25 protein-coding genes are annotated in these 22,601 nt (G+C 65.7%); 9 read left to right on the top strand and 16 right to left on the bottom strand.

From position 1 onward, the window contains the following. Positions 1-3 precede the first annotated feature (3 nt). Positions 4-915: a methionyl-tRNA formyltransferase gene (gene fmt / locus ACQ5J0_RS00810; protein ID WP_462568635.1), complete on the bottom strand. Its 912-nt coding sequence runs from the start codon at positions 913-915 to the stop codon at positions 4-6. Positions 916-979: 64 nt separating this feature from the next. On the opposite strand from fmt, the gene recR reads away from it, so the two are divergent. The 3 genes from recR (at position 980) to ACQ5J0_RS00795 (ending at position 2,476) form a co-directional block, all read left to right on the top strand. Then, positions 980-1,576, top strand: a complete 597-nt coding sequence (gene recR / locus ACQ5J0_RS00805) for a recombination mediator RecR (RefSeq protein ID WP_462568634.1) — start codon at positions 980-982, stop codon at positions 1,574-1,576. 136 nt (positions 1,577-1,712) lie between these two features. Continuing rightward, a complete protein-coding gene (locus ACQ5J0_RS00800; protein WP_462568633.1) occupies positions 1,713-2,279 on the top strand; it encodes a peptide deformylase in 567 nt (188 codons plus the stop codon). Next, positions 2,276-2,476 carry a hypothetical protein gene (locus ACQ5J0_RS00795; RefSeq protein ID WP_462568632.1) on the top strand — a complete coding sequence of 67 codons (201 nt, stop codon included), beginning with the start codon at positions 2,276-2,278 and terminating at the stop codon, positions 2,474-2,476. Before ACQ5J0_RS00800 ends, ACQ5J0_RS00795 begins: the two co-directional genes overlap by 4 nt. Before the next feature lie 20 nt (positions 2,477-2,496). On the opposite strand, the gene ACQ5J0_RS00790 is transcribed toward ACQ5J0_RS00795, so the two are convergent. After that, positions 2,497-2,901: a four-helix bundle copper-binding protein gene (locus tag ACQ5J0_RS00790; RefSeq protein WP_462568631.1), complete on the bottom strand. Its 405-nt coding sequence runs from the start codon at positions 2,899-2,901 to the stop codon at positions 2,497-2,499. Between the two features lie 100 nt (positions 2,902-3,001). Between ACQ5J0_RS00790 and ACQ5J0_RS00785 the strand changes: the two genes are divergently transcribed. Further along, positions 3,002-4,438 carry a DNA recombination protein RmuC gene (locus ACQ5J0_RS00785; protein WP_462570148.1) on the top strand — a complete coding sequence of 479 codons (1,437 nt, stop codon included), beginning with the start codon at positions 3,002-3,004 and terminating at the stop codon, positions 4,436-4,438. Positions 4,439-4,454: 16 nt separating this feature from the next. Here ACQ5J0_RS00785 and ACQ5J0_RS00780 read toward each other — a convergent pair whose 3' ends face one another. The 8 genes from ACQ5J0_RS00780 to ACQ5J0_RS00745 form a co-directional block, all read right to left on the bottom strand. Then, positions 4,455-4,979: a PilZ domain-containing protein gene (locus tag ACQ5J0_RS00780; protein ID WP_462568630.1), complete on the bottom strand. Its 525-nt coding sequence runs from the start codon at positions 4,977-4,979 to the stop codon at positions 4,455-4,457. A 101-nt stretch (positions 4,980-5,080) separates the two neighbouring features. Further along, a complete protein-coding gene (locus ACQ5J0_RS00775; protein ID WP_462568629.1) occupies positions 5,081-5,887 on the bottom strand; it encodes a TrmH family RNA methyltransferase in 807 nt (268 codons plus the stop codon). Between the two features lie 16 nt (positions 5,888-5,903). Further along, positions 5,904-6,182 (bottom strand): HPr family phosphocarrier protein, encoded by a 279-nt coding sequence (locus ACQ5J0_RS00770; protein ID WP_462568628.1) that lies wholly within the window; start codon positions 6,180-6,182, stop codon positions 5,904-5,906. Further along, positions 6,179-6,607, bottom strand: coding sequence for a PTS sugar transporter subunit IIA (locus tag ACQ5J0_RS00765; RefSeq protein WP_462568627.1), 429 nt, complete (start codon positions 6,605-6,607; stop codon positions 6,179-6,181). The genes ACQ5J0_RS00770 and ACQ5J0_RS00765 overlap by 4 nt, the downstream gene beginning before the upstream one ends. Before the next feature lie 72 nt (positions 6,608-6,679). Continuing rightward, the gene (gene rapZ, locus ACQ5J0_RS00760) at positions 6,680-7,615 is read right to left on the bottom strand and encodes an RNase adapter RapZ (RefSeq protein ID WP_462568626.1); all 936 of its coding nucleotides are present in this window, start codon (positions 7,613-7,615) and stop codon (positions 6,680-6,682) included. A 60-nt stretch (positions 7,616-7,675) separates the two neighbouring features. Further along, positions 7,676-8,092 (bottom strand): HPr kinase/phosphorylase, encoded by a 417-nt coding sequence (locus ACQ5J0_RS00755; RefSeq protein WP_462568625.1) that lies wholly within the window; start codon positions 8,090-8,092, stop codon positions 7,676-7,678. Between the two features lie 4 nt (positions 8,093-8,096). Further along, complete coding sequence (locus ACQ5J0_RS00750) at positions 8,097-9,701, bottom strand: ATP-binding protein (RefSeq protein ID WP_462568624.1); 1,605 nt, start codon at positions 9,699-9,701, stop codon at positions 8,097-8,099. Beyond that, positions 9,670-10,464: a response regulator transcription factor gene (locus ACQ5J0_RS00745; RefSeq protein ID WP_462568623.1), complete on the bottom strand. Its 795-nt coding sequence runs from the start codon at positions 10,462-10,464 to the stop codon at positions 9,670-9,672. The genes ACQ5J0_RS00750 and ACQ5J0_RS00745 overlap by 32 nt, the downstream gene beginning before the upstream one ends. Positions 10,465-10,653: 189 nt before the next feature. Between ACQ5J0_RS00745 and ACQ5J0_RS00740 the strand changes: the two genes are divergently transcribed. Then, on the top strand, positions 10,654-12,258 hold the full coding sequence (locus ACQ5J0_RS00740) for a phosphoenolpyruvate carboxykinase (protein ID WP_462568622.1): 1,605 nt from the start codon (positions 10,654-10,656) through the stop codon (positions 12,256-12,258). A gap of 111 nt (positions 12,259-12,369) precedes the next feature. Here ACQ5J0_RS00740 and ACQ5J0_RS00735 read toward each other — a convergent pair whose 3' ends face one another. The 3 genes from ACQ5J0_RS00735 to ACQ5J0_RS00725 all read right to left on the bottom strand — a co-directional run bounded on the left by ACQ5J0_RS00735 (position 12,370) and on the right by ACQ5J0_RS00725 (position 16,334). Further along, a complete protein-coding gene (locus tag ACQ5J0_RS00735) occupies positions 12,370-13,932 on the bottom strand; it encodes a tetratricopeptide repeat protein (protein WP_462568621.1) in 1,563 nt (520 codons plus the stop codon). An 85-nt stretch (positions 13,933-14,017) separates the two neighbouring features. Continuing rightward, positions 14,018-15,883, bottom strand: coding sequence for a DUF885 domain-containing protein (locus ACQ5J0_RS00730; protein WP_462568620.1), 1,866 nt, complete (start codon positions 15,881-15,883; stop codon positions 14,018-14,020). 37 nt (positions 15,884-15,920) lie between these two features. Beyond that, entirely contained in the window at positions 15,921-16,334 is a 414-nt protein-coding gene (locus ACQ5J0_RS00725) for a DUF3597 domain-containing protein (RefSeq protein ID WP_462568619.1), read from the bottom strand. Between the two features lie 125 nt (positions 16,335-16,459). Here ACQ5J0_RS00725 and ACQ5J0_RS00720 point away from each other — a divergent pair, with 125 nt between their 5' ends. After that, positions 16,460-16,669 (top strand): hypothetical protein, encoded by a 210-nt coding sequence (locus tag ACQ5J0_RS00720; RefSeq protein WP_462568618.1) that lies wholly within the window; start codon positions 16,460-16,462, stop codon positions 16,667-16,669. Positions 16,670-16,682: 13 nt separating this feature from the next. On the opposite strand, the gene ACQ5J0_RS00715 is transcribed toward ACQ5J0_RS00720, so the two are convergent. Then, positions 16,683-17,378 carry a TonB family protein gene (locus ACQ5J0_RS00715; protein ID WP_462568617.1) on the bottom strand — a complete coding sequence of 232 codons (696 nt, stop codon included), beginning with the start codon at positions 17,376-17,378 and terminating at the stop codon, positions 16,683-16,685. 199 nt (positions 17,379-17,577) lie between these two features. Further along, entirely contained in the window at positions 17,578-18,234 is a 657-nt protein-coding gene (locus tag ACQ5J0_RS00710; RefSeq protein WP_067608239.1) for an alpha/beta hydrolase, read from the bottom strand. A 93-nt stretch (positions 18,235-18,327) separates the two neighbouring features. Between ACQ5J0_RS00710 and ACQ5J0_RS00705 the strand changes: the two genes are divergently transcribed. The 3 genes from ACQ5J0_RS00705 to ACQ5J0_RS00695 all read left to right on the top strand — a co-directional run bounded on the left by ACQ5J0_RS00705 (position 18,328) and on the right by ACQ5J0_RS00695 (position 20,886). After that, positions 18,328-19,407 carry a cysteine desulfurase family protein gene (locus tag ACQ5J0_RS00705; RefSeq protein WP_462568616.1) on the top strand — a complete coding sequence of 360 codons (1,080 nt, stop codon included), beginning with the start codon at positions 18,328-18,330 and terminating at the stop codon, positions 19,405-19,407. A gap of 61 nt (positions 19,408-19,468) precedes the next feature. Further along, entirely contained in the window at positions 19,469-20,554 is a 1,086-nt protein-coding gene (locus ACQ5J0_RS00700) for a cysteine desulfurase family protein (protein ID WP_462568615.1), read from the top strand. Then, entirely contained in the window at positions 20,551-20,886 is a 336-nt protein-coding gene (locus ACQ5J0_RS00695; RefSeq protein ID WP_462568614.1) for a 2Fe-2S iron-sulfur cluster-binding protein, read from the top strand. Before ACQ5J0_RS00700 ends, ACQ5J0_RS00695 begins: the two co-directional genes overlap by 4 nt. Here the strand turns inward: ACQ5J0_RS00695 and ACQ5J0_RS00690 are convergent, their stop codons facing one another. Continuing rightward, positions 20,887-22,587 (bottom strand): mechanosensitive ion channel family protein, encoded by a 1,701-nt coding sequence (locus ACQ5J0_RS00690; RefSeq protein ID WP_462568613.1) that lies wholly within the window; start codon positions 22,585-22,587, stop codon positions 20,887-20,889. Between the last annotated feature and the right edge of the window lie 14 nt (positions 22,588-22,601).

Below are 22,601 nucleotides of genomic sequence, written 5' to 3'. Positions count from 1 at the left end.
GGGTCAGGCGAGCCTGGTCCCCGGCGCCACCGCGCGGCCGCGCAGGAATTCGCCGCGATCCATCGCCGGCTTGCCCGCGCGCTGGAGCCGCAGCGGGCGGATCGCGCCGCTGCCGCAGGCGATGGCGAGGTCGGTATCGAGCACTTCGCCGGGGACGCAAGCTTCGTCTGTATCTACCACCTCGGCGAGAAGCAGCTTGATCCGCTCGTCCTCCAGCTCGAACCAGGCCCCCGGGAAGGGTGCCAGCGCGCGGATTTTCCGCTCGACCGTCCCGGCGTCCTCGCTCCAGTCGATCCGCGCCTCCGACTTGTCGATCTTGGGCGCATAGGTCGCCTCGGCATCGTTCTGGCGCACCGCGCGGTGGTTCGCCAGTTCGCGCAAGGTACCCACCATCAGCTGCGCGCCCAGCTCGGCCAACTGTTCGGTCAATTCGCCCGTGGTCTGACGCTCGATCGGCTTGCGCAGCGTCGCCAGCATCGGCCCGGTGTCGAGCCCCGCCTCCATCTGCATGATCGTCACCCCGGTGGTCGCATCGCCCGCCATGATCGCGCGGTGGATCGGCGCCGCCCCGCGCCAACGCGGCAGGATCGAGGCATGGACATTCAAGCAGCCATGCGCGGGCGCGTCGAGGATCGCCTGCGGCAGGATCAGCCCATAGGCGGCGACCACCGCGATGTCGGCCTCGAGCGCGGCAAAGCGCGCCTGTTCCTCGGACGATTTGAGCGAGGCGGGGCTGCGCACCTCGAGGCCCAGCACCTCCGCCTCCTTCTGCACCGCCGAGGGCTGGAGCTGCTTGCCCCGGCCCGCCCGGCGCGGCGGCTGGGTGTAGACCGCGACAATCTCATGCGCCGCCTGATGCAGCGCGCGCAGCGTCGACACGGCGAATTCGGGCGTTCCCATGAAGATGATGCGCATGAAGGTCTTTCCGCCGGAGGAGTTTCGGTTTTCAATTGTCCGGCTGCGCCCTATCTGTCGCCCCATGGCATCGCAAGAGATCGAAACCCTCGCTTCGGCGCTGGCACGGCTGCCGGGGCTGGGCCCGCGCAGCGCGCGCCGCGTGGTGCTGTGGCTGGTCAAGCGCCGCGAGAGCGCGCTGCCCGCGCTGATCGAGGCGCTGGCGCAGGTCGGCGAGACGCTGGTCGAATGCGGCATCTGCGGCAATGTCGACACCAGCAATCCGTGCGGCATCTGCGCCGATCCGCGCCGCGACGCCAAGGCGATCTGCGTGGTCGAGGATGTCGCCGATCTCTGGGCGCTCGACCGTGCCAAGCTGTTCACCGGTACCTATCACGTGCTCGGCGGTCGCCTGTCCGCGCTCGACGGCGTCCGGCCCGAGGATCTCGATGTCGCCGGGCTGCTGGCGCGGGTCGAGCAGGGCGGGGTGGACGAGGTGGTGCTCGCCACCAACGCCACGCTCGAGGGCCAGACCACCGCGCATTACCTCGCCGAACGGCTCGAGAGCTACAGCGTGAGGATCACCCAGCTGGCGCATGGCCTCCCCGTGGGGGGCGAGCTTGACTATCTCGACGAGGGCACGCTGGCGCAGGCGCTGCGCGCGCGGCGGCCGGTGTCTTGACCATCGCCGCCGTACACCTACCCCAACCCCTCCCTCAAGGGAGGGGAAGCGAGACTTGGCGGCTTGCCTCCTAGACGCAGCGGGGTGGGTTTGCGGAGCGTTGTAATTCGCGCGTCATCACCCTAAATTGCCGGTTATGGCTATCCGTGAAATCCTCGAAGTGCCGGATCCCCGGCTCAAACTCGTGTCCGAACCCGTCACCGAATTCGACGAGGGGCTGAAAGAGCTCGTCGCCGACATGTTCGAGACCATGTACGACGCGCCCGGCATCGGCCTGGCCGCGATCCAGGTCGGCGTGCCCAAGCGCCTGCTGGTGATCGATCTCCAGCCCGACGACGAGACCGCCGAGCCCGAAGCCTGCAACCACGGCGGCCACCAGCACACCCACCAGCCCACGCGCAAGGAACCGCGGATTTTCGTGAATCCCGAGATCCTCGATCCGGCTGAAGAGCTGGCCAGCTATCAGGAAGGCTGCCTCTCGGTCCCCGAGATCTATGCCGATGTCGATCGCCCGGTAACCTGCCGCGTCCGCTATCAGGACCTCGAGGGCCAGACCCACGAGGAGAATCTCGACGGGCTGATGGCGACCTGCCTGCAGCACGAGATGGACCACCTCGAGGGGATCTTGTTCATCGACCATCTCAGCCGGCTCAAGCGCAACATGGCGCTCAAGAAGCTGCGCAAGCTGCGCGAAGCGGCTTGAGCGACAAGCCGCTCAGCCTGAGGCGAGCCGCCGCCGCGGGGCTCGTCTATGCGGCTCTGATGTGCGCATGGCGATATTACGACGAAGGCGGGAGCTTCGACGACTTCGCGATCCGTTTCGCGATCTACTTCAGCGTTTTCACGCTCGGCTTTTGGGCGCTCTACAACTTCGTGGCGAACCGCAAGGTCAGGCGCTAGCCCGACCCTGCGCAGCGCATTCACCGCGCGTCGCTCATCCCGTCGAGCGCCTTGCGGACATCGTCGAGCACCTCCTGGCACATCGTCGCACAGCGCTTGCAATGCGCATCCTCGTGCATCGAGCATTCTTCGCGGCAGGCCTCGACCGCAACCAGCACTGCTTCGCCGATCGCCTTGATCGCCGCGACATTGCCCCCGGTGCGGCGGCTGGCCATGCGATAGAAGGCGGTGCAGGCGTCCGACGCATCGAGGCAGCGGCGAATGCACTGCGCCCGCTCGCCGGGATTGGGTTCCGCCAGACAGGCATCGGCGCAGCTGTTCATGATCGCCGCGCCATACATCGCGTGTTTGATCGCCTCGCCGAGCTGGTCGTTGTAATCCGCGCCCACCTGCGGGTGGTCCGAAATCATTTCTTTGATCGACATAGTCGCGTTTCTCCTTCGGTAACTGAGCGGGCGGGACTGGGGATTGTTCCATGAGGGGCTTTCCCGCCAACCTCGTTCCGCGTATGTTCCAGCCATGGAAATGCTCGCAACATTCGTCGCGCTGGGCGCGCTGGTCATCGGCGCCGGTCTTGGCTGGTTTTTCGGCTCGCGCCCGGTTGTCGAGTGGATGGCGAGACATGGCGAACGCGACCGCGAAGCGCGCGAGCTCGACGAAAAATTCCGCAAGGCGATCGTCGAACTGGAGAACGCCACCGTTCGGGCGGCGCGCGCCGATGAGTTGACCGTAGAACTGCGCGAAGCTCGCTCGGGACACGAAACCGCGATCGAGGAGGTGCGTCGCAGCAATTCCGCGCTCGCTTCCGAACTGGCGACGCTCAAGGAAAAGACCGCCAATTTCGACGAGCAGAAGCGGCTGCTGGTCGAGGCGCGCGAGGAAATGCTCAAGGAATTCCAGAACACTGGCTCCGCGGTGCTGTCCAAGGCGCAGGAATCCTTCCTCGAGCGCGCGACCGAGCGCTTCGGCCATTCGGAAAAGACCTCCGAGGCGAAGATTCGCGAATTGCTCCAGCCGGTGGGCGACCGGCTCAAGAAATACGAGGACCAGGTCGCGGCCCTCGAGGAGAAGCGCACCAACGCGTTTTCCTCGCTCGCCACGCAGATCGAACAGATGCGGCTGGGTCAGGAAGAGGTCCGGCGGGAGGCGCAGCGGCTGGGCAATTCGCTCACCAACGCGCCCAAGGCGCGCGGGCGCTGGGGCGAGCGGGCCCTGCAGAACGTGCTCGAACAATGCGGGCTGTCGGAACACACCGATTTCACGCTCGAGCACTCGGTCGATACCGAGGATGGCCGGCTGCGTCCCGATGCGATCGTCCATGTTCCCGGGCAGAAGAAGCTGGTGATCGACGCCAAGGTCTCGCTCAACGCCTATCAGGCGGCGTTCGAGGCCGACACCGACGAGGAGCGCATCCGCCACCTCGACCTGCACGCCAAATCAATGCGCAACCACGTCCAAACGCTGGGGGCGAAAAGCTATCAGAGCCAGTTCGACGAGGCGCCCGACTATGTGGTGATGTTCATCCCCGGCGAGCATTTCGTTGCCGCCGCGCTCGAGCACGATCCCGAGCTGTGGGATTTCGCCTTCCGCAACAAGGTTCTGCTGGCGACTCCGACCAATCTCGTCGCGATCGCGCGCACCGTGGCGCAGGTCTGGCGGCAGGACACGATCGCGCGCGAGGCGGTCGAGATCGGCAAGGCGGGGGCGGAGCTTTACGACCGTCTTGCAGTCGCCGCCGAGCATATGAAACGCGTCGGCGGCGGGCTCGAAACCGCGGTCGACAATTACAACAAGTTCGTTGGCAGCTTCGAGCGCAACGTCTTGTCCGCGGGGCGGCGAATGTCGGAAAAGGGTATCGAGATCGGCAAGCGCGAGATCGAGGAAGTGCCCAAGGTCGAGGCGACCCCGCGCTACAACAACGAGGACGTGGCGCTGATCGAGGACCGGGCGGAGAAGGGCTGAGCCGGACCGGGGCCGGTCAGCTTTTACGCGAGCCGATCTGGCGCAGCTTCTGAGTCGCGATGTCGAGAACCTGCAGCTTGGCGTAATATTTCGCGACCACATCTGGATCCTCGCTCAGCGCGTCTCCCAATCCGTCGAGCAGGTCGGCGATGCTGAGCAATTCGTAGGATTCGGAATTGCGCGCCGGTGCCGGGGTAGGGGAGGGGCTGTCGCCGTCCTTGAGCGCCTTGACCACCCGGTCTACCTGTTGCTGGCTTCCTTGCCCCGCGGGCAACCACAGCTGCACGTCGGTCGGGCGATCGAACCGCATCCCCATCGCCTTGCCATTGCGCCAGCCGACGACGCCGGTCACCGAGAGCGTCCCGCGTCGCAGGCGGACCCGCGTACCGACATCGGGCAGATCGGCCGCCTCGACCTTGGCGCCCGAGGGGGAGATGTTGCGCAGCCGGACCGGCCCCGACATGGCGTCGGTGGCGATCGTCGCTGCCACAAACAGGTTGGTCCGCGGCTCGGCGCGGTCTTCGGTGTGATTCTTGTCCATCGTTCGACCCCGAACTTAATAGATATTAAGCGGCTCTGCCAAGCAAGCCGGGTGCTGCCGCAAAGCTTTTCCCCCGCGACTGTGCAACAAAGGCAACGCTTTTACTTGTCGAGATGCGCCAATATTTCATAGCCGAGCACCGCCGCGGCGACCGCCGCGTTGAGGCTGTCGGCGCGGCCGCGCATCGGCATGGTCACACGCAGGTCGCAGGCGAGCTCGTATTCCTCTGGCAGCCCGCGCGATTCATTGCCGACCATAACGAGGCAGGGGGCGGCATAGGGCGCGTCCCGGTAGGGCTGCGCATCGCGCAGGCTGGCGGCAATCAATTGTCCGTCGCCCGCGCGGAGCCAGGGGAGGAATTCGTCCCACTTCGCCTGCGCGATCGTTTGCGTGAACACCGCACCCATGCTGGCGCGGACCGCTTCGACGCTGAAGGGATCGGCGCAATCGTCGATCAGGATCAGCCCGCCCGCGCCCATCGCATCGCCGGTGCGCAGCATCGTGCCCAGATTGCCCGGATCGCGCAGCGCCTGTGCTACCAGCCAGATCGGCGCGCGGCTCCGGTCGAGCGCGGAAAGCGCGGTGTCGAACTCGGCGAACACCCCTGCGACCGCCTGCGGATTGTCCTTGCCGGTGATCTTGGAGAGAATATCGGGGGGTGTCTCGACGATCTCGCCCCCTGCCGCAGCGACATCGGCCTCCAGCGCCGCAAGCAGCGGATGCGGATCGCGCGCCGTGGACAGCACCAGCATCTCGGGCACGCGCCCGCTTTCGCGTGCATCGGTCAGGAGCCGCAGCCCTTCCGCGAGGAAACGGCCTTCGCGCTTGCGGTGCTTTTTATCGCGCAGCGCGCGCAGCGCCTTGACGGTGGGGTTGGAAAAACCGGTGATCCGGCGGCGATCGGTCATGGCAGAAGCGCGGCGGTCAAGTCTCGCCGAACCCGTCCTCGATCATGGCGGAAAGCTGAGCCATCACCGCCTCGGCGTTCTCGCCCGAGACGGTCAGGACGATGGTATCGCCTTTGGCTGCGCCGAGCATCATCAGGCCGAGGATCGAACCGCCCGCGGCCGCGGTTCCATCCTTGGCCACGCTGACCTTGGTGCTTTCCGGCAATTCGCTCACCGCACCGACGAATTTGGCGCTGGCCCGCGCGTGCAGCCCGCGCTGGTTCACCACCGTCAGTTCGCGGCGCAATTCGCTCACGTGACCTGCTTTCGCGGCGCGGCCTCGTCTTGGCCGAGGAATTGGCTGGCGACCGTGATGTAATTGCGCCCGGCCTCCTGCGCGGCCTCGACCGCCCGGGTCACATCCATCGATTTGCGCGCGCCGGCCAGCCGGATCAGCATCGGCAGGTTGATCCCGGCGATGACCTCGACCCGCCCGGCGTCGAGCAGTGAAATGGCGAGGTTGGAAGGCGTGCCGCCGAACAGATCGGTCAGGATGATCGCTCCCTTGCCGGTATCGACCGACGTGATCGCATCGGCGATCTGCTGCCGGCGGCGCTCCATGTCGTCATTGGGGCCGATGCTGATCGCGGCGATGCAATCCTGTTTACCAACGACATGCTCCATCGCATCGATGAAGTGCTCGGCAAGCTTGCCGTGGGTGACGAGGATCAAACCGATCATGCGTGGGGGGTCCGTGTCGTCCTGTGTCATATGACGAAAGCGGTGCGCCCTTGACCCTGTCTCATAGCTGAGTCAACCGGCCAACCCCACCTGTCCCTCGGTGGCATCGGTGGCGCGGGCAGTGAGATTGCGGTGCAGGACGGTCGGTGTGCGGCCCGCCTCTTGCAAGGCCAGGGCCAGCTTTTCCGTCGTGTAGACGGACCGATGGCGCCCCCCGGTGCAGCCAAAGGCGATCGTCAGATAGGCGCGGCCCTGGGCTTCGTAATGCGGGATCAGTTCCAGCACCAGATCGCGGATGCGCGCAAAGCTGGAGGCGAAAGCAGGATCCTTCTCGATATGGGCACCCACGTCCGGATCGAGCCCGGTCTGCGCGCGCAAGCCTTCGACCCAGTGTGGATTATCGAGGAAGCGCATGTCGAACACCAGATCGGCAAGCGGCGGCATACCGCGCGCGAAACCGAAACTGTTCACCGTGATCGTCAATTCCTGCGGCGCATCGCTGGCAAAGCGGTCGCGGACCGCCTGCTGCAGATCGTTGCTGGTGAAGCTGGTGGTGTCGATCACCATTTCGGCCCAGCGGCGGACTGGGTCGAGCAATTCGCGTTCTGCACGAATGCCTTCGCCGATCGGGCGTCCGCGCGCCATCGGGTGGCGCCGGCGGGTCTCGTTGTAGCGCCGCGCAACCTCGCCGCTGGCGCAATCGAGAAAGAGCGTCTGGACATCGAGATCGTCGCGCGCGGCGAGCTCCTTGATCCGGGCCACAAGCTCGGCGGGAATGAAGCCGCGGGTGCGCGAATCGATCCCGATCGCCAGCGGCATGACCTGGCATTCCTCTTTCGACAGCAGGTCGGGCAGCAGCCGGATCGGGAAATTGTCGATCGCCTCCCAGCCGAGGTCCTCGAGCACCTGCAAGGCGGTCGATTTGCCTGCCCCCGAAATGCCGGTCACGACGAGGATTTTCTGCGCCACAATCTTGTGGGACGGTGCCGGGTGCGATTCGGGGGCCATTCGGGCAGTCTGTCAGTCCTGCGGGGAATGTAAATGGACGGCACGGGCGTGCGACACAGATCATTCGATCCCGAAGCGCGCCAGCGCGTGTTCGGCGCGGACCGCTGCGGCCGGATGATTTGCCGCGAAAGCCAACTGCGGGATCGACCGCCCGAGCCAGCCGGCGCTCTCCATTTCAGGAAAGCGAGGCGCGCTATCGATTAGGCGCAGGACCAGCGCCACGGGAGCTTCGGTGCAAGGCATATCCACTATGCCGACGCCGCGGATCTCCAGTTTCCCGGCGATATTGGCGGGCGGGGCAGCCCAGAGACGCTCACCTCGCAGTTCGAAACCGACTCCATCGTCTCCCACGAGAACTGCTCCGCGATCCACCAGCTCGATAGCAAGAGTGGACTTGCCGCTGCCCGGTGGTCCCTGGATCAGCAGCCCGCGCCCGCCGATTGCGACGCAGGTGACATTGGCGACCGCAAACGCCACCAGTTCAGCGCTTGATTGCGGGGAGGCTCAGGACGAAACATGCGCCGTCCCCGCCATCCCTGCGCGAAGTTGCGGTCAGAGTCCCGTCGTGCGCCTCCGCGACCGCCCGCGCAATCGCCAGCCCCAGTCCGGAGTGGTTGCCAAAATCCTCGGCATCGGGCCTGAGCGAATGGAAACGTTCGAATATCTGCTCGCGTCGGTCTTCGGGGACGCCCGGACCATTGTCGCTGACTGCGAGCAGGACCCGTCCGTCGCGGCTGTCGAGGTCGATCGCGATCGCACCGTCGGGCGGAGAGAAAGACACCGCGTTGTCGAGCAGGTTCTCGATCACCCGCTCGAGCCTCGCAGGCTCTCCCAGCACCCGATAGGATCCGGCTGGCGCATCGAAGCGGATCGTGCGTCCCTCGTTCTCGTGCCGGTCCTCGCGCGAACCGATGATGTTCGCCACCAGCTGTGCCAGGTCGAGTTCCACGAAGGTGGTCCGCGACAGCTCGGCATCGATGCGGCTGGCGTCGGAGATGTCGGACACCAGCCGGTCGATCCGGCGGACATCGTGGCTGGCGATATCGTTGAGCTGACGGCGCAGATCGGGGTCGTCGACCTTGGCGAGCGATTCGACCGCGCTGCGCAGGCTGGCGAGCGGGTTCTTGATCTCGTGCGCGACGTCGGCGGCGAAGCTTTCGACCGCGTCGATCCGCTGACGCAGTGCGCCGGTCATGTCCGACACCGCACGAGCCAGCATGCCGATCTCGTCGCGCCGCTGCGGCAGGCGGGGGACCTCGACCTGTCGGTCGCGGCCCTGCCGGACCCGCACCGCCGCCTGGACCAGTTCGCGCAAGGGGCGCACGATGGTCTGTGCGAGAAACAGCGACAGCAAGGTCGAAACCAGCAGCGCGATCAGCACCACCAGCGCCACGGTCGAGCGCGCCTCGCGCACCCGCTGGTTGATATCGACCGGGTTGCGGGTGATCAGCAGCGTGTCGCCGTCCAGCCCCACGGGCGCCGCCGCGGTGATCACATGGCTGCCGTCGGGTGCATCGCGCAGCACGATCTGGGTCAGGCTCTCGCTGCGCGCGCGGGCCAGTTCGGGCCAGGCGTCGGCGAAATCGGAGGAGGGTTCATTGTAGTCGGGCAACACAGGAGCGCCGACGATCCGGTCGAACCAGCGATCGAGCGTGAGCGCGAATTCCTCGCTGCCGTCCGTGGGCTTCTCCGCCAGCGTGAAGGAGGGCGGGCCGAGCGCGAAACTGTCCGATTCGAGCATGCCTTCGGGGCCGTAGACCCGGATACGCAGCCGCTGTTCCTTGCCGATCTGGATGAGCAAGGCTTCCTGCCGGGCTTCGCTCGCGCCGGCGAGCGCCTCGGCGGTGATCTGCGCTTCGACCAGCGCCAGCTTGAAACGCTCGTCGAGCAGTTGTTCGCGATAGGAATCGAGATAGATGAACCCGCCGCCCAGCAGCACCAGCGGCAGGACGTTGACGAACAGGATGCGGCTGGTGAGCGAGAGGCGGCCCTGCCAGCGCGACCTGTCGGAACCCGGATTGCGCGCCGGAACGCTGCTCCGATCGATCACGCGGTCAGCTTTCGGCGAAGCTGTAGCCGGCGCCATAAAGCGTATCGATCGCGGAAAACCCGTCGTCGGCGACGCGGAACTTGCGCCGCATCCGCTTGATGTGGCTGTCGACCGTGCGATCGTCGACGAAGACATCATCGGGATAGGCGGCGTCCATCAATTGGTTGCGGCTTTTGATGACGCCGGGGCGCTGGGCCAATGCTTCGAGGATAAGGAATTCGGTGACGGTGAGTGAAACTGCCCTGCCGTCCCAGGTAACCTGGTGGCGCGCGGGATCCATCACCAGCCGTCCGCGCTCGATCTTCTCGGGCGGTCGTTCGCTCGCCGGTGGCGAGGGGGCGCCGTCGGGTAACACCGCATCGCTGCGGCGCAGGATCGCGCGGATGCGGGCCAGCAACAGCCGCAGGCTGAAGGGCTTTGCTATATAATCGTCGGCGCCCAGCTCGAGCCCGGCCTCCTCGTCCTGCTCGTGGTCCTTGCTGGTCAGGAAAATCACCGGCAGTGCCGAATGCTCGCGCAACCGGCGCAGCAATTCCATTCCGTCCATCTTGGGCATCTTGATGTCGAACACCGCCAGATGCGGCGGGTTGTCGAGCAGCGCCTTGAGCGCCGCTTCGCCATCGGAATAGACCCTTGTAGCATAGCCTTCGGATTGCAGCGCGATCGAGACAGTCGTCAGGATGTTGCGATCATCGTCGACCAGTGCGACGACAGTGCGGCCGTCGACGGGCGCCGTGGTCTCCGGAGGGACGGATTGCTCCGCGCTGCCGAGACCGGGTTGAGGAATGCCATGGTCCATGTTGCGTTCTGCCTATCCGCTTTGCTGGACCAAGACAACGCATGCAAAGCGCAGCCTGCTTGCCGCTTCATGGTAAATACATCCATCAAATTGACGCGGCCGCATGGTGTGCTTAGATACCTGCCGGTGGCCCCGCGCACTTCGATGCGCCCTGCCGCTCCATTCAGCCCGTTCGGTTCGGAGACTTCAGTGCCTTCATCGCTTTCTCATTCGCTCGCCGACCAAGGCATCGCCACCGATGCCGATATCCACGCCAATCTCTCGTCGGATGAACTGACGAAAGCGGCGCTGGCGAACGGGGAAGGGCGCCGCGCCAAGCACGGGCCGCTGGTGGTCGAGACCGGCGCGCACACCGGGCGCAGCGCCAAGGACAAGTTCATCGTCCGCGACGCCGAGACCGAAGACACCGTATGGTGGGATAACAACGCCTCGATGACACCCGCGCAATTCGCGGCTCTGAAGGAGGATTTCCTCGCCGAGGTGAAGGGCAAGGAGACGCTCTACGTCGCCGATCTGTTCGGCGGCTCGCAGCCCGAATACCGCCTCAACGTCCGCGTCATCAACGAGCTCGCCTGGCACAACCAGTTCATCCGCACGCTGCTGGTGCGCCCCACGGCGGAGGAGCTCCAAGGATTCGTCCCCGAATACACCATCATCGACCTGCCCGGCTTCCGCGCCGATCCCGAGCGGCACGGCTGCCGCAGCGAGACCGTGATCGCGGTCAGCCTGTCCGAGAAGCTGATCCTGATCGGCGGGACCAAATATGCCGGCGAGATGAAGAAGAGCGTGTTCGGCATTCTCAACTATCTGCTCCCGCCGCAGGGCGTCATGCCGATGCATTGCTCGGCCAATATCGGCCCCGACGGCAAGACCGCGGTCTTCTTCGGTCTCTCGGGCACCGGCAAGACCACGCTCAGCGCCGATGCCAGCCGAACGCTGATCGGCGATGACGAGCATGGCTGGTCGGACACGGCGGTCTTCAATTTCGAAGGCGGCTGCTACGCCAAGATGATCCGGCTCGACCCCGAGGCCGAACCCGAAATCTTCGCCACCACCCGCATGGAAGGCACCGTGCTCGAGAACGTGGTGATGGACGAGGATGGCGAGATCGATCTCGACGACAACAGCCTCGCCGAGAACACCCGCGGCGCCTATCCGCTGTCCTCGATCCCCAACACCAGCGCCGAGAACCTCGGCCCGCCGCCTTCAAACGTGATCATGCTGACCGCCGATGCCTTCGGCGTGCTGCCCCCGATCGCCAGGCTGACCCCCGACCAGGCGATGTACCACTTCCTCTCGGGCTACACCGCCAAGGTGGCCGGGACCGAAATCGGCGTCACCGAACCGCAGGCGACCTTCTCGACCTGCTTTGGCGCGCCCTTCATGCCGCGCCACCCCAGTGTCTACGGCAATCTGCTCAAGAAGCGGATCGCCGAGGGCGGGGCGCAGTGCTGGCTGGTCAACACCGGCTGGACCGGCGGCAAATACGGCACCGGCAAGCGGATGCCGATCAAGGCCACCCGCGCGCTGCTCAACGCCGCTCTCGACGGATCGCTCAACGATGCGGAATTCCGCAAGGATCCCAATTTCGGCTTCGAGGTCCCGGTCGCGGTGCCCGCGCTCGACGATGCCGGGCTCGATAGCGCGATCCTCGATCCGCGGACGACCTGGGACGACAAGGACGAATACGATCGCACTGCGCAAAAGCTGGTGCGGCTGTTCGTCGACAATTTCGAGCCCTTCGCGGAACACGTCGATCAAGGCGTGCGCGATGCGGCTCCGGCCGCCGCCTAGGCGACGGGATCGGTTACCAGACCGTATCGGCGGTTGGAGAGGAGACCCCCGCCCGGGCAACCGGAGCGGGGGTTTTCTTTGGCCGCGACCGATCCGGTTGGAATTCTCGGACTATTCGGAAGCGTCGGCGTCGGCGTCCCCGTCAACCTCACCCATGCTTGCGCTCAATGTGCGGGGGTCGAAGGGGACGCCTTCTTCGGCGGCGTCGAACAGCGTCAGCAGCAGCTTTGCCGCATTGGCCATGTTCCCTCCGTGCGGGTTCGCGGCAACCGGGGTCAGCTGGAGCGTGGCCTGTGCGATCTCGCCGAACCGCGCGTGCATGATCGCGGCATTCATCGCCAATTGATGATCGAAGGGGGCCAGTTCGGTTGCCTTTTCGAGCGCTTGCCGGGCGGTCTGATTGGGTTGCTTGCCCCGTTCGGCGAAGCTGCGATAATAATAGATGAGCGGCAGAGGATGGTCGTTCTCGATCACGTTGAGTGCAGAGAAGGGCGCCATTGCCGAGGCATAGGCCGCATCTGGGTCGGATGCCTCGCTCGCTCTCCGGAACAGCGCGAACCCTTTCTGGACATAGGCATTTGGTCGATTGGGATCGAGCGCGATAGCCCGGTCGGCGGCGGCGATCGCTTCGGCATCATTGCCCGCGTCGAACTCGGCTTCCGCCAGCGCGGTCTGGACCCCGGGGTCGTCGGGATATCGTCGCGCGATCTTGCGCGCGTCTTCGAGGACCTCGAGCGCGGTTTCCCGATCCACGCCGCGTTGCGAGCGGATGCGGACTTCCATCATCTCGGATTCGCCCTTGGGCAATTCGCGCAGACGGATTTCGCCGATCGCAATCTTCTCGGCGGGCAGCTTGAAGTTGTAGAGCGAGCGCCGCTTCAAATAGCGGTCGAGCTCCTTCTCGAGCTCGTCGAGATCGCCAAAGGCGGCCTCGGCTGCCTCAATCGAGGTGCCGCCGGCGATCATCCGGTTCAGATATTCGGTGAGCTGGCCTCGGCGTGATTCTTCGAACGTCAGGAAATGATAGAGCAGCCAGCTGCGACCGTAGAACGCATCGTAGCGGCTGCGCTCGCGGCTGTCGTAAAGCCCGGCGTCGAGCAGCTCCCGGACCGGAACTTCGTCTGCGAACGCGAGTTCGCCCGCCCGATGCTGAGCCGGACGACCCACCTGCACGCTCCCGTCGCTGTTGAAGGTCGCGGCGGCAAAGAACTCCGCCGAGCCCTCGCTCAGCCAGCGGGGCATGGCGTAAGACGAACTGGCGATCAGAAAGTGGTGCGCATATTCATGCAGCAGGACGGTGGTCGAGAAGCTCGGGTAGCCGCTCTTCATCCGGATGTTCTGGACGAATGCGCGCGAGGCGCCTGCGCGGGGGATGTAGAAGCCGGCGATCGAGCGGCTGTCGGTGCCGGCAAGTCTCCGGATGTCGCTCTGGTCGCCCACCACGAAGATCACCAGCCGGTTTGACGGGCTGGGCTTGGCGATCTCGCGACCGATCAGATATTCGAGCGCCGAGTGATAGCTTTCCAGGTTCTGCGAGAATTCGCGGACGTCCTTTTCGCTATCGTCGGCATAGATGACGAAATGATCGCTCGACGCCTCATACCAGGCGGCGCTGGCCGGCACTTCGATGCCGGACAGAGCCATAAGCGACAGAAAAGCGACCACGAATCTCATGCCAAATCCCCCGTCCGACGAGATCAGGCTAAGACAATTCACCGTTGATGCAAGGCGAATGCGGGGCCGCCGCTCCCACCTGCTATCAAGCGGTCCGGGTCGATGTCGTCTCGATATAGCGCCCGACATTCTTCGCCAGGACGTCGAGCGGGGCATTGCCGCCGAGGACCACCGCATCGTTGAACGCCTTGAAATCATAGGCGTCGCCCAGTTCCGCCTCGGCGCGGGCGCGCTGGCGGACGATCTCGCTGTGGCCGACCTTGTAGCCACAGGCCTGGCCTGGCCAGCTGCAATAGAGATCGACCTCGGAGGCCACTTCCTCGTATTTGCTGCCGTTGCGCTCGACGAAGAAATTGCGCGCCTGCTCGCGGGTCCAGCGCTTGTGGTGGAGCCCGGTGTCGACCACCATCCGGCAGGCGCGGAAGGCCAGCGCCTGGAGATAGCCCAGCCGCCCGACCTTGAAATCGTCATAGGCTCCCAGCTCGTCGGCGATCTGCTCGCCATAAAGCGCCCAGCTTTCGGAAAAGGCGTTGAAGGCGAGGATCGAGCGGATCAGCGGCAGGCGGTTGGAATATTCGCCCGCCCAGACGTGGCCCGGGATGGTCTCGTGATAGGTCAAGTCGGCGAGATCGTATTTGCGATGCAGATCGGTGGTGCGCAGATTGATCCACATTCGGCCCGGGATCGTACCGTCCTTGCTGCCGGCCCCGCCATAGGCGGCCGGTGCCCCGGGTTCCTCGGACAGCGGCAGGCGGCGGACCTCGAGCTTGGGGTCGACCAACGTGTTGAAGGCGCGCGGCATCTGCGAGGTGATCCACTCGATGCGGTCGTCGATGAAGGCCCTGATCTCGGCGCGGCCGGGATCGCCTTCAGCAAACTGATAGCGCGGATCGCGGCTCAGCGCCTGCATCCGCTCGCCCACGCTGCCGCTGGTGTAGCCGATCTCGCGCAGGATCGGGTCCATCCGCGCGTGCAGCATTGCGAGTTCCTCGAGCCCGGCTTCGTGGACTTCGTCGGGGCTCTGAGTGGTGGTGGTGCTGGCGCGCAGGGCCCAGGCATACCATTCGTCGCCGTGCGGCTGGCTCCACATTCCGGCATTGTCGTCGGCCATGCCGCGCTGGCGGCCTAGCTCGGCCACTTGGCGGGTCAGCGCCTCGGCGATGGGACCGGTGACTAGCGGCTCGGCGCGTGCGGCGAAGGCGGAGGGCATGCCCTTGGCCACCAGTCGCTCGCGCAATTGGTCGACAAACAATTTGCCCGATCGCGCGCTGGCGATCGTGCTCTGCATCTGCTCGATAATAGCCTTGTCGATCAGGAAGCCGGGCGGGATCACGCCCATCCCGCGCGCCGCTTGCATCCGCTCCAGCTCGCCGTCGAGCACGCCCGGCAGCGCTTCCAATCGCTCCATATAGGCATCGGCGTCGCTGCCATCCTCGAGCGGGTGGCTGCTGTCGAGAAAGCGCGGCATGTCGAGATAGGTGCCGACGTTCTGGATGACGACATAGGGCGCGTTGCGCCAGCTGCCGACTGCGACATCGCCATAGGGCAGCGCGAAGCCGTCGAGCGCGGTCGAATAGGCGCTCTCGACCACATTGAGACTGGTCACCAGATCGGGGTCGAGCCCCTCGCGCGGGACGGCCCGGACGCGGCCGAGATCGCGGCGCAGCGTCGCGGCGTAGAGATCCTGACCGGTCTGCGACTGGTCCTCCAGCCGCGCGCGCAGTTCGGCATAGCGGCCGGTGTCGACACCGAGCGAGGTGGCGCGCTCGGGCTCGTGTTCGAGCAGGTTGTAGGCGACCACCTCCAGCAACCGCTCGGCGCCGATGGCCTGCGCCTGTGCAAGCGCGATGGGGCGGCCGGTCGCGGCACAGCCGCCGAGCGTGAGTGCGGTGGTCGCGCCAAGCCCGGCGAGGGCCTGGCGACGGGTGAGGGAAAGGCTGGTCTGGATCATGCCGGGCGGTGTGCGCGCCCGGCATTATCCTGTCAAATCAATCGATATATTCGGGCGGGACCCGGCCGCCGCTGGCTGCGAGTTCGCGCATCGTGCGGCGGTGGAGCCAGAGATTGTCCTCTGCGCTGCCGTCGTAATCGGGGCGTCCGAGTTCGCTGGCGAGCGCCTTGCGGCTTTCGTAATCGGAATCGACATTGATCAGCTTGAGCAGATCGACGATCGAGGTCCGCCAGTTGAGCCGGTCCGAACCGGGCATGGAATCGAGACTGTTCTCGACATCGATCCGGTCCTCCGATGCGCGTTCGCTCTTGGGCTGCGCCGCGCTCGCTTCGGCATTGGTCGTTCGCGTTTCAGCGGATGCCGGGGCAGCGACCGGGCGGCTCGCCTGCGGTCTTGCAGGTTCGGATTCCGTGCCGAAGATGGCATCCTTAATTGAACTGAAAATACCCATGAAAATAGCGCTCCGACTGGCGCGCATCGCGGTGATGCGCTTGCCAAGGCTCAACGGCACCAGACCCCGGGCGTTCCGGACGAAACAGGGTTTCGCGGCGCGGCAAGGACTGCCAAGAAGCCTCCATGCTCGACATCGCGCTCTCGATCACCGTCCTTGCCGCCATCGCCTTGCTCGGAGGGGCATGGCTCGCCTGGAAGCGCGGCCAGCGCAAGCAGGCGGGGCTGATGCTCGTGCTGGTCGCGGTCGCGCTGGTCAATGTGGCGATATGGACTCTCCCCGACGAGGGCGGAACGGCCCCGCTCGACCGGATCGAGCAGGGCGCGGGCCGCTAGCGCAGGACCGGCCTCAGTCGGGCAATTCCCATCTGACCGCATTGACGAAGCTGCCAGCCACCGCATCCCCTTTCGCATTGCGCGCCGGCTCGAAGCGGGCGCGCTGCTTGAGCAGGCGGCAGGTCGCCGTATCGAGCGCCGCATGGCCGGTCGAACCGGTGATCGCGCAACCGGTGACGCGGCCATCCGCGGCGATGTCCAGCCGGAAGCGCGCGGTTCCGGTCAGTTCGCGGGCGATCCAGCTCGAACGATAGTCGTTGGTGGTGATCCAGCGCGCGGGATCGTTGCGCGGCCGCGCGGCAAGTGGCGCGACTCCGCTCGCGGTCGGCGTGGCGCTCGGCTGCAATGCCGGAACCGCGACCGGGTCCACGCCCGGTTGCCGGATGATGGTGTCGCGCGGAATGATGATCTCGGTGGTCTCGAACGGGGGTGTCGGAGACGCGAAGGAGATCGGAGGCTTGGGTGCGACGACGGTATCGCGCGGATTGCTGGCCTGCTGGCGTGGTTTGGGCTGCGGCTCGGGCGAGGGTTCGGGCGGGGGCGGCTTGGGCAGTTCGATCTGCGCCCCGCTCAGCGGCTTGGCTGGCGGCTTCAACACGCCCGTAAACGACAGGCCGGTAATCAGCGCGGTGCCGATCGCGGCGTGGACCGCGACGACGGCGATCATGCTGGTGGGGGAAGGGCGGCGGGTCTGGTCGGCATAGGCCATGGTTCAGTCCTCTCTCTTTGCGACCGCCTGTGCGACGAGAGAAGCCGGCGGCCTGCTGACAGAGAATGTTACAACATTACCATTGTTGCAAGAGGTTTCGCGTTGCCGCATGCAACGCAACTGCCCACGCGCCGTTTGCCGACGCGTGGGTTTCAACGGGTTCGCATGGTTCAGCGCCTTGCGGTCGAGGCCGCCCGGCTCACTTGATCGGGCAGGAAGGATCCAGCCGGAAGTCGAGGTAATTGTCGACCGAGGCCATCAGCTCGTCCTGCTCGTTCTCGAAGAAGTGGTTGGCGCGGGGGATTTCCTCGTGGTGCACGGTGATGTGCTTCTGGGTGCGCAGCTTCTCGACCAGCTTGGTCACCGCATTGGGCTGGACCACCGTGTCCTGCGCGCCGTGGATGAAGATCCCGCTGGCCGGGCAGGGGGCAAGGAAGGAGAAGTCGTACATGCTCGCCGGGGCGCCGATCGAGATCCAGCCGCGCACTTCGGGGCGGCGCATCAGCAGTTGCATCCCGATCAGCGAGCCGAAGCTGACGCCCGCGACCCAGGTGGTCTGCGCTTCGGGATGGATCGACTGGACCCAGTCGAGCGCCGAGGCAGCATCGGACAATTCGCCCACGCCATTGTCGAAACTGCCCTGGCTGCGACCGACACCGCGGAAGTTGAACCGTAAAACGGCGAAACCGCGATCAACGAAGTTCTTGTAGAGCTTCTGCGTGATCTGCTCGTTCATCGTCCCGCCGCCCTGGGGGTGCGGGTGGAGGATCATCGCCACTGGCGCGCGCGGGCGCGGGGCAGGCGAAAAACGGCCTTCAAGACGGCCCTCGGGGCCGGGGAAGATGACGGTCGGCATGGTTGGGGTACCTAGCGAGATGGTTGGCCCGTGCTGCCGGTGGTGGCGCGCGAGAGGTCGCGGGCTATATAGTGTTTCCGTCGCAATTCGCAATTGTTTAGAGCCTGTCCCATCGCCGAACGCATCTATCTCGATCACGCCGCCACCACCCCGATCCGGCCGCAGGCGCTCGCCGCGCTGGAGGAGGGCTGGCGGCTGTGGGCCAATCCCTCCAGCCCGCATGCCGAGGGGCGCAAGGCCAAGGCCGCGCTGGAGGCTGCGCGCGGGCGCATCGCTGCGGCACTGGAGTGGGACGGCGAGATCATTTTCACCTCGGGTGCGAGCGAGGCGGCGCAGCTGGCGCTGGGCAGCGCGCAAGCGGGCGCGCGGCTGGTCGCGGCCAGCGAGCACGATGCGATTCTCGGCGCGGCGCCCGACGCCGAGCGGTTGCCGGTCCAGTTGGATGGCGCGCTCGATCTCGAAGTGCTGCAGGAGGCGGTCCAGCGCGAGCGTCCGCTGGTGGCGGTGCAGCAGATCAATTCGGAGACCGGGCAGCGGCAGGATCTCGCGACGATCGGCTCCATCGTGCGCGATGCGGGCGGTGTGCTGCTCGCCGATTGCGCGCAAGGCGCGGGCAAACTCGCGCTGCCCGAATGCGACATGGCGATCCTCTCGGCGCACAAATTCGGCGGGCCGGTGGGTATCGGCGCGCTGCTGGTAAAGGATTACAATCTGCTCAAGCCCAGCGGCGGGCACGAGCGCGGCTATCGGCGGGGGACAGAGAACCTGCCCGGCGTGCTCGCCATGGCGGCGGCGCTGGAAGCCTGCGCCGAGTCCTATTGCGACCCTGCGGTGCTCGAACCGCTCGAGACGCTGGCGCAGGACTGCCGCAGCTTGGGCGGCACATGGCTGGCCGATCGGCTCGCCGCGCCCACGCCCTACATCCACGCCGTCGCCATGCCTGGGATGAGCGGCAGCGCGCAGCTGATGCGCTTCGACATGGCCGGGATCGCGGTCTCGCAGGGCAGCGCCTGTTCGAGCGGCAGCCTCAAGCGCAGCCATGTGCTCGAGGCGATGCAGCTCGAACCCGGCATCGCCGACCGCACCATCCGCGTGAGTGTCGGCTGGACCACCACCCGCACCGAGGTCGAGCGCTTCTGCGCGGTCTGGCGCGAGCTGGCGCAGCGCAGCTGACTCGCTCCGTCGAAACACCGCTTCGACAAGCCCGCCCCGAGCGGTTAGGATCGCATCCGACATGATCTATCTCGACTACCAGGCGACTACCCCGCTCGCCCCCGATGCGCGCGACGAAATGATGCGCTGGCTCGACGGGCCGGCCGGCAGCGGCTTCGGCAATCCGCATTCGCCGCACCGCATGGGGCGCGAGGCCGCCGCCGCGATCGCGCTGGCGCGCGACCGGGTGGCGGCGCTGTTCCCGCCCGGCGGAAAGGTGATCTTCACGTCCGGAGCCACCGAGGCGATCAATCTCGCCATCCGCGGGACTGCCGGCCGCGACGAGCGTCGCACGGTATCGGCCTCCGCGATCGAACACGCCGCGGTGCTCGACACCGCGCGCAGCATGGGCGCCTGCCATGAATTGAACGTCGCCAAGAACGGCCAGTGCAACACGAAGCAGGACCTTCCCGCCGACACGCGGCTGGTCTGCGTGATGCAGGTCAACAACGAGATCGGCACTATCCAACCGACGATCGACTGGCATCGCAAGGCCAAGGGCGCCAACGCGCTCTACCTGTGCGATGCGGTGCAGGCCTACGGGAAGATCGAGCTGACCGCGGCGGACATGATCGCGGTCAGCGCCCACAAGCTGCACGGGCCCAAAGGCGTCGGAGCGCTGTGGGTCCGTGACGGGCTCGAACTGGCGGAGGTGCAGACCGGCGGCGGGCAGGAATTCGGCATCCGCTCTGGCACGCTCAGCCCGGCGCTGATCGCGGGCTTCGGCGCTGCGGCCTTGCTGGCGAAGGAGCAGATGGCGGCCGATGCCGAACATGTCGAGAAGCTCTGGCATCGCGCCCGCGAGCTGTTTTCCGAGTGGAAGCTCAATGGCAGCGAGGAAGCGCGCTGGCATGGCAATATCAACATCAGACGCAAGGGCCTGGATGTGAACCGGCTGATGAGCGAGGTGCGCGACGTGATGTTCTCCGCCGGCTCCGCCTGCGCCAGCGGTTCGGGGCGCACCAGCCATGTGCTCGCCGCGATCGGACTCTCGGCCAAGCGAGCCAAAAGCTCGATCCGGCTGGGCTGGGGTCGCTATACTACGCTGGAGGAAATCGAACGGGCGGCCGAGAAGATCAACGCGGCAGTCAAGGCGCAGGGGCTGTGAGCGTGCGCGTGACCTTCACGACCGCACGTGACGAGCGAGTCGAAGCCGAGGGCGAACCCGGCGACAGCCTGCTGACGCTGGCGCAGGGCGCGGGCTTGCCTTTGGAGGGCACCTGCGAGGGACAGATGGCCTGCTCGACCTGCCATGTCGTGGTGGATCCCGAGTGGTTCGCGAAACTGCCGCCGGCCAGCGAAGACGAGGAAGACATGCTCGATCTCGCTGTCGGCGTGCGCCGCACCAGCCGCCTCTCCTGCCAGATCCTGCTGGACGAGAGCCTGGATGGGCTCAGCGTGTCGATCCCCGCCGACAGCCATGACGCTAGGCGCTTCTGATCACTCCGAATCGTCTTCGCCGGCGAGATCCATGCGTACCTCACGCTCGCGAGGCAAATAGGCAGGGACGGACTCGTTCCCGGCCGCCGCATCCAGCTTGGATGCTACCGACAGAAGGTGTTCGCGCAAGCGGCACTCCATGTTCCAGCCGCGCTTGGGATCGGGAGAGCGCACCATGAAGCGAACGCTCATCGCGCTCGCGTTCTGGGCCACCACCTGACACTTCGCGTCGTCCAGATCGATGGCGTCTTCGTCGTCGGCGATGAATTCATGGAATGCGTCGCGCAGGACGTCGACATCGGCGCGATTGTCGAGTTCCAGCACGACATGCATCATTTGCCGAGCGTCGTGTTTGGTCCAGTTCTCGAAACTCTCGTTGGTGAAATCGCTTACCGGAGCGATGATGCGGCGTTCGTCCCAGGTTCGCAGGCGAAGGTGGGTAAAGCCGATCTTTTCGACGTAGCACCACACGCCATCGTAGGAGACGGCGTCGCCGATGCGCGCCGTCTGTGCGAAAGCGATCTGCACGCTCGCCATCATGTCGCCCAGAACCTTGCGGGCTGCAAAGGCGAGGACTAGGCCGAGAATCCCCGCCGAGGCGATGATGGAAAAGCCCAGTGTGCTCGAGATGCTACTCGCCACCAGCAGGAACCCAAGCGCCGCGAGCAGAAGCAAGGCGGTGATGATGCGCCGGATCGCGCTCATTTTGGTGTAGAAATTGCGGTCCTCGTGATTGGACGGATCCTCGAGCTCGTCGGTGCGGCGGGACGTTGCGAACTCGAACAAGGCTTCGATCACCGCCAGCATGATGCCAAGGGCAGCGGCGATAACCAGGATCAGCTGCAGTGGATCGAGCAAGTCCTTCACCGGTCCCGAGAGGCGGAAGAAGAAAATCCGGATCAGCGCGAAAGTGCCCGCGAAAGCGAGCAGTGTGGCGGGAAGATGGAGCGCCCGCAAGACGCTGGTGAGCTTGGTCTCGTCCTCTTGGCGAGCGCGCCAGCGCGAGATTGCCAGATAGGTCAGCGGTGCCACGAAACCGGAAATCAGCAGGATGATAGGGAGCGCGATGACTTCCCACCAGGCGAGCGTCCAGAAAGCCTGTTCGCGCAGGCCCGCCGGAAGCGAGCGTTCGAACGCGGTGGGGCCGTACCGATCGTAGAGCGCCGGAACGTTGGCAACGCTCTGTCGTGCGAACACCCAGACCGGTTCGCCTCCCGGCTCTTGTACCCGGGCAATCCTCATTGGGACCATCCGGTCGCCGAGTTCCAGCCGTGCAATGGTCAGCGACCGGCGCGCTATGCCGGCCATGGGATCCTTGCTGCTAGTACTGACATCGACGGCGTCGGGCCGGTCCGGCAAGCTCGCCCAATCGAACGAAACCGTCCGCTTCAGGAGGTCGTAGAGCTGTTTCGCTACTCTCTGACTGGTCGCCGGATCGGCACCACCCTCAATATCGGCCAGGTCCAGACCAGCGGCGGCGCGGCTCCAGTCCCCTCGGCTACCCGCTTCGAGAAAGCTTTCCAGCAGACCCATCGGCGTTTCGAGATCGAGCGCTCCCGAAGCCTTGCCGTTCTGGAGCGCTTCGACTTCATAGATGTACGGTTCCGGTGCCTGAGCAACCTCGCGGCCTGATTGCGCGGTGCCCTGAGTTGCAAAGCATGCGAAAAGCAGCGCGATCAAGGTCGCAAACCGTGTGAACATTCTTTACCCCTTTC

Source organism: Qipengyuania sp. SM2512 (assembly GCF_054954005.1).
Note: the sequence above shows the minus strand (reverse complement) of the source record. Positions and strands in the feature narration are given on the sequence as shown.

Coding starts and splice junctions, on each gene's coding strand:
- ACQ5J0_RS00690 (WP_462568613.1), bottom strand. CDS start 22,587: ATGTTCACACGGTTTGCGACCTTGATCGCGCTGCTTTTCGCATGCTTT.
- ACQ5J0_RS00775 (WP_462568629.1), bottom strand. CDS start 5,887: ATGACCGATCGCCGCCGGATCACCGGTTTTTCCAACCCCACCGTCAAG.
- fmt (WP_462568635.1), bottom strand. CDS start 915: ATGCGCATCATCTTCATGGGAACGCCCGAATTCGCCGTGTCGACGCTG.
- ACQ5J0_RS00735 (WP_462568621.1), bottom strand. CDS start 13,932: ATGAGATTCGTGGTCGCTTTTCTGTCGCTTATGGCTCTGTCCGGCATC.
- ACQ5J0_RS00765 (WP_462568627.1), bottom strand. CDS start 6,607: ATGATCGGTTTGATCCTCGTCACCCACGGCAAGCTTGCCGAGCACTTC.
- ACQ5J0_RS00715 (WP_462568617.1), bottom strand. CDS start 17,378: ATGGCCTATGCCGACCAGACCCGCCGCCCTTCCCCCACCAGCATGATC.
- ACQ5J0_RS00720 (WP_462568618.1), top strand. CDS start 16,460: ATGCTCGACATCGCGCTCTCGATCACCGTCCTTGCCGCCATCGCCTTG.
- ACQ5J0_RS00785 (WP_462570148.1), top strand. CDS start 3,002: ATGCTCGCAACATTCGTCGCGCTGGGCGCGCTGGTCATCGGCGCCGGT.
- ACQ5J0_RS00730 (WP_462568620.1), bottom strand. CDS start 15,883: ATGATCCAGACCAGCCTTTCCCTCACCCGTCGCCAGGCCCTCGCCGGG.
- rapZ (WP_462568626.1), bottom strand. CDS start 7,615: ATGGCCCCCGAATCGCACCCGGCACCGTCCCACAAGATTGTGGCGCAG.
- ACQ5J0_RS00745 (WP_462568623.1), bottom strand. CDS start 10,464: ATGGACCATGGCATTCCTCAACCCGGTCTCGGCAGCGCGGAGCAATCC.
- ACQ5J0_RS00790 (WP_462568631.1), bottom strand. CDS start 2,901: ATGTCGATCAAAGAAATGATTTCGGACCACCCGCAGGTGGGCGCGGAT.
- ACQ5J0_RS00780 (WP_462568630.1), bottom strand. CDS start 4,979: ATGGACAAGAATCACACCGAAGACCGCGCCGAGCCGCGGACCAACCTG.
- ACQ5J0_RS00700 (WP_462568615.1), top strand. CDS start 19,469: ATGATCTATCTCGACTACCAGGCGACTACCCCGCTCGCCCCCGATGCG.
- ACQ5J0_RS00800 (WP_462568633.1), top strand. CDS start 1,713: ATGGCTATCCGTGAAATCCTCGAAGTGCCGGATCCCCGGCTCAAACTC.
- ACQ5J0_RS00710 (WP_067608239.1), bottom strand. CDS start 18,234: ATGCCGACCGTCATCTTCCCCGGCCCCGAGGGCCGTCTTGAAGGCCGT.
- ACQ5J0_RS00725 (WP_462568619.1), bottom strand. CDS start 16,334: ATGGGTATTTTCAGTTCAATTAAGGATGCCATCTTCGGCACGGAATCC.
- recR (WP_462568634.1), top strand. CDS start 980: ATGGCATCGCAAGAGATCGAAACCCTCGCTTCGGCGCTGGCACGGCTG.
- ACQ5J0_RS00750 (WP_462568624.1), bottom strand. CDS start 9,701: ATGGCGCCGGCTACAGCTTCGCCGAAAGCTGACCGCGTGATCGATCGG.